Source organism: Flammeovirga aprica JL-4, from assembly GCF_012844305.1.
In the GTDB taxonomy this organism is placed as follows: domain Bacteria; phylum Bacteroidota; class Bacteroidia; order Cytophagales; family Flammeovirgaceae; genus Flammeovirga; species Flammeovirga aprica.
Genome location: NZ_JABANE010000246.1, coordinates 1 through 2,450, shown reverse-complemented (window position 1 = coordinate 2,450; position 2,450 = coordinate 1). Strand labels below are relative to the sequence as shown.

Here is a 2,450-nt window from a genome sequence, read left to right as displayed (position 1 = left end):
ATACCCACCTACAGCAAACTCATCTACTTCAACATACCCCTTCAAAGGATGCTGTAAACTACTTTGCATAGAATATTGTACTTTACGTCTGAAATTTAAACAGCTTTGATAACTCAAGGACAGTTTCTCACTTAAAGTTAAAGTGGACATGCCTTTCTTATCACAACTAACTTTAAATATGAATTCAAAAGCAGTTAGAATTGAAAATTTCAGCTTATGAAATAGGGTATGAGCTGTAACAGACTCATCATATTTACACTTTTGACAACGTCTAGAATGCAACTTTTTACCTTTCATATATTTTGTATGTTCACATTTCCTACATTTGTAATGATCACTCCACTTTAGTGTCGATAAATATTCAAGACAATCTTCTTCTTTTTGAAATGTTGAATAAAATGTTCTATCGTCAAAACCTTCAAAATTGATCATAATACATCTGGTTGTTTGGTTACTTTTACACTAATGTAAATCAGTTAACCGTAACAGAAGTACGTTTTACTATTTAGGGCGATCTAAGTTTAGATACCTAAAATTTTATAACACCTTAAATTTTGTAAGATGAAAAAAAAACAGGTACTATACTAGACAGAGCATTTCTTGTTCCTGGTTTCAAAGAGATGTACAACGAAGTATATCGTAACATGTCTCTAAGTGGAAAGTCAAAGTCTACTTTTGATAACTACATCAAGTCTATTGCTAAAATTGCTTTGCATTTTAACAAGACTCCTCTTGAACTTTCCGATGATGAAATTAATGATTATCTGCTTCAGCTCAAAGAAAAAAAGCAAACTTCTTATACTGCTTTCAAACACTATGTTTATGCACTGAGATATATCTTTAAATATTCCGGAAGGGAAGAAAAAAACATCAAGCTTCCGGTATTGAAAAAGAAAAAGGCGATTCCTGATATCTTATCCGTTGAGGAATGTAAAGTCATTTTTAAAATACCTGACTTGCTGAAGTACAGGGTGATGTTTACACTGATTTACTCGGCTGGATTAAGAATTAGAGAAGTCGCTCAGCTCAAGATTGCTGATATCGATCTACAAAGAATGACGATCTATGTCAGAGATACCAAATATGCCAAAAACAGAGTGGTGCCTCTTGCTGAAAATATGAAAGTTGGCATCAAAAAATACCTTGAGACTGAAAATCCAAACATATGGCTTTTCCAAGGATACGGATCTCAAAAACATATAGCGACGACTTCTATTGGAAGAATGCTTAAGCAAACCGTGAAGGCGGCGAAGATTAACAAAAAAGTCACTACACATACTTTAAGACACACTTACGCCACCCACTGCGTCGAAATGGGAATGGATCCTTTTACATTAAAAGAACTGCTCGGGCATGAATCGCTTCAAACTACCTTGGAGTATATCAATCTTACAGCCGTCAAAAGATCAAATTCCTTCTCGCCTTTCGACAAGATCTATGAAGCCAAAAGTTGAGATCAGTCACATTCTCAATCAGCAACAGTTTTGGAGGACTTCTACTAATTTTCTCAGCAGACAGAAATTCGATCTGCATGCGATGACACTTTGCAGGACGGCTAAACTCGGAAGGCATATCGACTACTGTGAAAAGTGCAGTGAAGTAAGAATTTCATACAACAGTTGCAGAAATAGAAACTGCCCGAAATGTCAGGCAACCTACAGGGAAAAATGGATTGCGAAACGGGAGGAGGAAGTGCTGGATGTGCCTTATTTTCATACAGTTTTTACAGTGCCTCATGAATTAAATGACCTCTTTCTGCATGAACCTGAATTGATGTACAATCTGTTTTTCAAAGTTGTTTGGGAAACAGTCAAAACATTCGGAAGCAAAAGTTTGGATGGAGAAATGGGAATGATTGCAGTACTTCATACTTGGGGACAAAATTTGAGTCTGCATCCTCACCTACATTGCATTATTCCAGGAGGTGCTCTTTACAATGGTAAACATTGGATGGGCAGTGACAAAACGGGAAAGTACCTTTTCCCGGCAAAGGCATTAGCAAAAATGTTCAGGGCCAAACTTGTAGGTCAAATAAGAAAGAATGATACATCAAAAACGTATTTTGACCAAAGTATAGCGAAAAGTTGTTTTGAAAAAGAATGGGTGATCTATGCCAAAAGACCTTTGGGAGGTGCTAAACAGATCATCGAATACCTTGGAAGATACACGCACAAAACTGCCATCTCAAACCACCGGTTATTGAATTACTCAAAAGGAAAAGTGACCTTCTCTTACAAGGATTACAGAACCGGTGCAAAGAAAAAAGAGATGACACTCTCTGATGTAGATTTTATCAAAAGATACAGCATGCATTTGCTTCCAAAGGGCTTTAGAAGAATCAGGCATTTTGGATTTTACAATGGAGCTATCAAAAAAGTAAAAATAGAGAAAATTAGAAAGTCTATCGGCCAGAAAACACCCCAAAAGGTAGAATGGGACTGGATCAAAAT

Annotated in this window: 3 protein-coding genes; 2 read left to right on the top strand and 1 reads right to left on the bottom strand. The window is 36.4% G+C overall.

What is annotated here, in order from left to right; all coding sequences use genetic code 11:
- A partial coding sequence (locus tag HHU12_RS33510) for a transposase (RefSeq protein WP_169656040.1) occupies positions 1-432 on the bottom strand: 432 nt, incomplete at its 3' end.
- Between the two features lie 188 nt (positions 433-620).
- Here HHU12_RS33510 and HHU12_RS33505 point away from each other — a divergent pair.
- Complete coding sequence (locus HHU12_RS33505; protein WP_169661079.1) at positions 621-1,454, top strand: tyrosine-type recombinase/integrase; 834 nt, start codon at positions 621-623, stop codon at positions 1,452-1,454.
- On the top strand, positions 1,438-2,450 hold a 1,013-nt coding region (locus tag HHU12_RS33500; protein WP_449401697.1), incomplete at its 3' end, for an IS91 family transposase. The genes HHU12_RS33505 and HHU12_RS33500, both read left to right, overlap by 17 nt.